This is a genomic window from Paraburkholderia sp. (genome assembly GCF_036488505.1).
Lineage (GTDB): Bacteria > Pseudomonadota > Gammaproteobacteria > Burkholderiales > Burkholderiaceae > Paraburkholderia.
This window is the reverse complement of record NZ_DASXHN010000292.1, coordinates 1-5,898: the sequence shown is the minus strand read 5'-3', so window position 1 is coordinate 5,898 and position 5,898 is coordinate 1. Positions and strand designations below refer to the sequence as shown.

The 5,898-nt window shown below is 62.9% G+C and carries 6 protein-coding genes; 2 read left to right on the top strand and 4 right to left on the bottom strand.

Translation table 11 applies throughout. The features are described 5' to 3' along the window. On the bottom strand, window positions 1-749 hold a 749-nt coding region (locus tag VGH68_RS17515; protein WP_331604920.1), incomplete at its 3' end, for a 2OG-Fe(II) oxygenase. 207 nt (window positions 750-956) lie between these two features. On the opposite strand from VGH68_RS17515, the gene VGH68_RS17510 reads away from it, so the two are divergent. Beyond that, window positions 957-1,610, top strand: coding sequence for a DsbA family oxidoreductase (locus tag VGH68_RS17510; RefSeq protein WP_331604919.1), 654 nt, complete (start codon window positions 957-959; stop codon window positions 1,608-1,610). Window positions 1,611-1,617: 7 nt separating this feature from the next. Here VGH68_RS17510 and VGH68_RS17505 read toward each other — a convergent pair whose 3' ends face one another. Further along, window positions 1,618-2,934, bottom strand: a complete 1,317-nt coding sequence (locus VGH68_RS17505) for an MFS transporter (protein ID WP_331604918.1) — start codon at window positions 2,932-2,934, stop codon at window positions 1,618-1,620. Window positions 2,935-3,165: 231 nt separating this feature from the next. On the opposite strand from VGH68_RS17505, the gene VGH68_RS17500 reads away from it, so the two are divergent. Continuing rightward, entirely contained in the window at window positions 3,166-3,873 is a 708-nt protein-coding gene (locus VGH68_RS17500) for a helix-turn-helix transcriptional regulator (protein WP_331604917.1), read from the top strand. A 23-nt stretch (window positions 3,874-3,896) separates the two neighbouring features. On the opposite strand, the gene VGH68_RS17495 is transcribed toward VGH68_RS17500, so the two are convergent. Continuing rightward, window positions 3,897-4,217: a pyrimidine/purine nucleoside phosphorylase gene (locus tag VGH68_RS17495; RefSeq protein WP_331604916.1), complete on the bottom strand. Its 321-nt coding sequence runs from the start codon at window positions 4,215-4,217 to the stop codon at window positions 3,897-3,899. Between the two features lie 498 nt (window positions 4,218-4,715). Further along, on the bottom strand, window positions 4,716-5,516 hold the full coding sequence (locus VGH68_RS17490; RefSeq protein WP_331604915.1) for a hypothetical protein: 801 nt from the start codon (window positions 5,514-5,516) through the stop codon (window positions 4,716-4,718). Window positions 5,517-5,898: the final 382 nt, after the last annotated feature.

Genomic DNA, 5,898 nt, shown 5'->3' with positions numbered 1-5,898 from the left:
TACAGCGCGTCGTGAAAGATGATGCCGAGCGTGTGCCGATGCCCGGAGCGCAAACGGCTTACGCCGTGCCGCAGATTGACGCGATACGGGCCGCGCGTGCCCTGCACCGGCCGGCTGTTCACGGTAAATACGACCGCGTCCCCCTTCGCGAGCGGTACCACTTCGGCGCGCGACTGCATGCGCGGACGCTGCTCGGTCATCACGAACTCGCCGCCGGTAAAATCGCGCCCCGGCTCCGACAGCAGTATCGCGACCTGCAGCGGAAACACGTGTTCGCCGTACAGGTCCTGATGCAGGCAGTTGTAGTCGCCTTCGCCGTATTGCAGGATCAGCGGCGTGGGGCGAAGCTGGCCCGCGTCGTGGCAGCGTCGAATGAAATCCGTGTGTTGCCGCGGATAACGCACGTCGATACTCATCGCCTGGTTCCAGCGGTTCGCGACCGGCACGAGGTGCGGATAGAGCGCGCCGCGTAATTCGCCGATGAGCGCCGGCAGCGGATAGGCGAAGTACTTGTATTCGCCGCGGCCAAAACCGTGGCGCGCCATCACGATGCGGCTGCGGTAGAGATCGTCGCGCGCATAGAGCGCGGTGAGCGCGTCGCACTCGCGTGGGGTGATCAGTCGCGGCACGGCGGCGCAACCGTAATGATCGAGGTCGTTTTCGATCCCGCGCCAATCGAGCGCATCGACGCGCCGGTCGATCTCTTGCGACGGTGCGATCGTGGAAATTGCGGTTCGTTGAGCATTCATCGTCGATTCGCTGGCGGCACGGTTCGCCGGCAGCGCTGTGGAAGTGGTCGATACGCTAGTGTACGAGCGCGGCAGCGCCAAAACACTCCGGCTCTTGCGGTCAAATTCGGCGCGGCTGCGCGCGTGGACGATTCACGCTACGCTGTCTGCATTCGTTGCGCCGCGATTCAGCCGGCGCACCATCACGTTACTCGGCCAAGGACAGTCATGAAACAACCGCTCACGATCGATTTCGTGTCCGACATCGCGTGCCCGTGGTGCGCAATCGGCCTTTCGTCGCTTCAACTTGCGCTACAACGCCTGCACGATACCGTCGATGCGCGCATCGTCGTTCATCCGTTCGAACTGAATCCGGAGATGGGGCCGGCTGGCGAAGACATCGTCGACTACCTCGGCAAGAAATACGGCCGCACGCCCGCGCAAATCGCCGAGACCCAAGCGATGATCCGCGAACGCGGCGCGAGCGTCGGCTTCAATTTCGGTCCGCGCACGCGCACCTACAACACGTTCGACGCGCACCGCCTGCTGCACTGGGCAGGTATCAAGGGCGAACAACTGCCGCTCAAGCTCGCGCTGCTGCGCGCGTATCACGCCGACGGCAAGAACCCCGGCAACCACGACGTGCTGGTCGAAACGGCGCAATCGGTCGGGCTAGACGCCGACGAAGCGCGCGAGGTGCTGACGAGTGGCGCCTATGCCGACGAGGTTCGCGACGAGGAAAAAAACAATCAGCAGATGGGCATTCAGTCGGTGCCGTCCATTATTTTCAACCGTCGATATCTGGTGACGGGCGGTCAGCCGGTCGAGCAATTCGTGCAGGCGATCAACGAGATCGTCGGGAAAACGGAAACAGAAGCTTGACCGGCAATCAGCTGGACGCTCGCTCGCCGATGGGCCGTGGCTGGATCGGCGTGCGGGTCGGCGTCCGGTCCGACGCAAGCCACCACAGCGCACCGGCCGCCATCGACATCGCAGCCGAAAGCAGCAGGCCGGCGCGCATGCCGCCTGCGATCGACTGCGCGACCGCAATCATGCTCCCCGAAACCGCGACGCCGAACACCGCACCAGTTTGACGCGCGGCATTGAGTACCGCTGCCGCGATGCCGGCGCGGCTGCTGTCGACGGACGCCATCATTGTGACGGTCGTCGCCGGGGTGATCAGGCTGGCGGCAACACCGATCGCGGGCAACGCCAACGCAAACGGCAAAGACGGAAAACGGAAAACGATTGCCCACAGGCCGATAAAACCCAGTGCCGCGAGCATGCACGCGCCGGTCACGAGACGTCTCGGTCCCAACCAGCCTACCGCGCGTTTCGATAGCAGACTGCCGACCGGCACGACAACGGTGAGCGGCAAAAAAGCCAGTCCGGTCTGCATCGGCGTGTCGCCGCGCTGATGCTGAAAGTACAGACTGAGATCGAACATCAGCCCATAGAACGCAAACGCCGACACCATCGAGACGAAAACCGCGCACGCAAAACCGGGATGGCGAAACAGCGCGAGCGGCAGCATCGGCTGCGCGCGTCTCGTTTCGATCGCAACGAATGCGCAAGCTGCCATCAGCATGCCGGCAAAGCCAGCCAGGATGACCGGTGCAGACCACCCATATGCGGGCAATTCGATCACCGTGATATTCAGCAGCGCAAGCGTGGCGATTATCGCGATCTGCCCGGCGACATCGAAGCGACGACGAGCCGTGGCCATGGCCGGCGCTTGCGGAGCCACTCTCAGCGCCAATCCGATACCGGCCAGACAAACGGGCACATTCAGCAGAACAATGCTGCGCCAACCGATCAGGCCGATCAGCACACCGCCGAGCAACGGCCCGGCGGCCATCGCGAGGCCCCCGAGTCCCGCCCACACGCCGAATGCGGCCGCCCGCTCGCGAGGATGCGGGCAGGAGCGATTGATCAGCGCCAACGAAGCAGGAACCAGCAACGCGGCGCCGATGCCCTGCGCAACGCGCGCGCCGATCAGCATCGGGAGGCCGGACGCCGCGCCGCAGAGCGCCGACGCGCCGGTGAAAACCGCAAGCCCGGCGATATAGACGTTGCGCGCGCCGAGCCGGTCGCCCAGCGTGCCGCCCGACAAGAGCAGACTCGCAAACGTCAGCGTATAGGCGTTGACGATCCATTGCAGACCGCTCAGCCCGCTTGCGAGACTCGTCGCTATCGAGCGCGACATTGACGATCGAGGTGTCGAGGATCACGACGACATAGCTGAGGCTTGTCGCGAGCAGCGCGGCCCGCTGCTGTATTCGAGTGTTCATCGGGCGATCTCCGGTGACGATGCGCTCAAATGCTGGCGCTTACCGCTTTAGTATTCGTGATCGACCGCGTGCGATGTTTCGATGCGCATCGAAGTATGCGACCGCCCGATTCGGCTACGCTGTCAGTCAATGAACAGGAGACGGATATGGACGTTCAACCGAAAGTCGCCGCCACGGCGTTCCTGATCGCCGACCCCGCCCGCGCAGCAATCCTGATGTCGCTCGCGGATGGCCGCGCGCTGCCCGCTGGCGAGTTGGCCTACGCGGCCGGCGTGACGGCCCAGACCGCGAGCAGCCATCTCGCGAAGTTGCTCGAGGGCGGGCTGCTGACTGTCGAAAAGGAAGGACGTCACCGCTACTACCGGCTTGCCGATGCGCAAGTGGCCGCGCTGCTCGAAAGCCTGGCGACGATCGCCGCACGATCGCCGGTGCGCCGCAAACCGTATGGAAGTGATGCGCGCAAGTTGCGCGTCGCGCGCTGCTGCTACGACCACCTGGCCGGCCAGGTCGGCGTCGCGATCACCCAGCAGTTGATGCAACGCGGTTTTCTCGCGGCTGGGACCGACAAGCGCTTCGAGGTCACGCCAAGCGGCACGCAGTTTTTCGGCGACCTCGGCATCGACGTCGCGACGCTGCGGCCAGGCAAGCATGGCATCGCCCGACAGTGCCTCGACTGGACCGAGCGGCAACACCACCTCGCCGGCCCGCTCGGCGCGAAATTGATGTCGACGCTGTGCGATAACGGCTGGCTGCTACGCTCGCCTTCGTCGCGCGCAGTCCAGGTCACGCCTCGCGGATGGGCGCAGTTCTATCAGAGGTTGGGAGTGAGGATGAGTCTGGTTGACGACGCATAGCCGGGACCAGCGCCGTTTATCACTTACAGATAGCTGCAAGCGTAGTCGAGCGTTTCGACCACGTCGATATCGAACCGGCTCTTGCCCGGCACCGAAAACGATTCGCCCGCGCCATAGGTTTTCCACTCGTCGCTGCCATCAAGGCGAATGCGGCACTTGCCGGCCTGCACTTCCATGAGTTCCGGCGCGTCGGTGCCGAAGTTGAGCGTGCCGGGCAAAATCACGCCGAGCGTCTTGCGCGTGCCGTCGGCGAAAAGGACGGTGTGCGACACGCACTTGCCGTCGAAGTAGACGTTAGCTCGTTTGACAACAGAAACCTGATCGAATTGCGTTGCAGCCGTCATGGCGGTGTTCCTCTGGGTCATCGCGAATGGATGCGTTAGTGCCTGGCCGGCACGGTGAGCAGCGCGCGTTTTGCGCTGGCCGCGTTCGCAAGCTGGGTGTGCGAGCGGCGCCCGCCATCATACATGGCGATTGGCCGAGAAAAGGCGCGCTTGTTGTGCGACAGCGGATTGCTTGTCGGAGCGTGAATGCACTGCTGTCAGTGTCTGCCGACGCGGACTGTTTGACTTTCCCGGCATGCGAGCCCGCGCCCCCGCGAACACGCTGGAAGTCGACACTAGCACTCGCCAATCGCCAATCGCCAATCGCACCGGACATAAGCGGCGGTGTCGCTCCAACAACATAAGCCGTATTACCGCAATTGCGAAATGCGTTGTCGAAACTATTCGGCCCGGCGCGCATACGCCGGGCCGATACATATCCGATTGGCTACGTGATAAGCCTGCGCCATATCCGCCGCGGCAGCGCTTTTAACTTCCCTCCGCGAAGCAGAAGATGGGTTACCGCCACACGCGATAGCTGACCATCGGTGCGCGATAGGCGTACGTGCGCGGCTGCGCCCAATAGACCGGCGGCCGGTAAACCTGGTAGGCAATCGCAGGCGCCACCGGCTGAACCACCGTCTCCACGACCGGCATTTCATCGTACTGCGGCTGTGCATACACCGGCACGTACTGGACCGGCGGCCGCGGTGCGGAGTCCTGCTGCACGTACATCGGCTCATTGTCCGCATAAAGCGGTTGCGGCTGCATCTGTGCATAAGCCGGCGCCTGCTGGTATTGCATTGGCATGGCCGGCGGGTACTGCGGTTCCTGATAAGCCTGCCGGTAGTGCGGCTGCGGTGCGGGCTGTAGCGGTGGCGCCGCTTGGGCCACCTGACGCGGCGCGTACTGGCGAGGTTGCGGCGGCATCGTCGTGTACTTCGCGTTATTGTCTTCGGGAACACCGCCGGCCGGCAACGGCGGCACGTCCACTCGCGCGACGTCGGTCTTCGCGGGTTGCCGTTGCCCATGACTATGCGAGTCGATCATGGCCTGGTAATCGGCCTGATCCTGTTTGCCGCGATTGATATAGCCGTTGCGATAAGCACGGGCCACGTCCGACATCTTTGCATTCGGATCTTCTTTCATGCCGTCCGCATTGACCTGATACTCGTTCGGACCGAGGGAGCCGGCCGGCACGCCGTCGGCGGCGGCGGCATAAGCGGCTTCCGGTCCATCGGCCCACGCTGGCGCACATTGCAGCGTCAGCGCCGAGGCAACCGCAGTCACCCCAAACCCTAATAAGTTCTTTATTCTCATGATCCACCTCGTGGCCGATAAGAGGTTTGAAAGCCGACAACGACTTGCCCCGTGCGGCTATTTCTTGTGCCCGTGCAATTGTTATTTTCTAGCACATTCTTTTGAGATCGGCGGATTTTTTATTTGGGGATGAGGGGTTTAGCGCATTGGTGAGGCAGTGGGTTCGCTAGCGTGTCGGTGGAAACCCTGAAAGTCTGACCCGTTAAAGCGCAAGGGTTGGTACTGATTCCGGCAAGTCAAATTCAATACGCAATCGGACCCAGCAACGCCGGTTCCCCAAACTCGCCGATCGTCGCGTTCGACTTCTGGAAATACAGCGTCCAGAATTGCTTAAGTGCACTCATCGTCTGCGGATCGCGATAGACAGTTTTTGTTTTCGCGT

Bases quoted from the DNA above. Each gene is read 5' to 3' on its own strand.
- VGH68_RS17510 (WP_331604919.1), top strand. From the start codon at position 957: ATGAAACAACCGCTCACGATCGATTTCGTGTCCGACATCGCGTGCCCG.
- VGH68_RS17500 (WP_331604917.1), top strand. From the start codon at position 3,166: ATGGACGTTCAACCGAAAGTCGCCGCCACGGCGTTCCTGATCGCCGAC.
- VGH68_RS17505 (WP_331604918.1), bottom strand. From the start codon at position 2,934: ATGTCGCGCTCGATAGCGACGAGTCTCGCAAGCGGGCTGAGCGGTCTG.
- VGH68_RS17490 (WP_331604915.1), bottom strand. From the start codon at position 5,516: ATGAGAATAAAGAACTTATTAGGGTTTGGGGTGACTGCGGTTGCCTCG.
- VGH68_RS17495 (WP_331604916.1), bottom strand. From the start codon at position 4,217: ATGACGGCTGCAACGCAATTCGATCAGGTTTCTGTTGTCAAACGAGCT.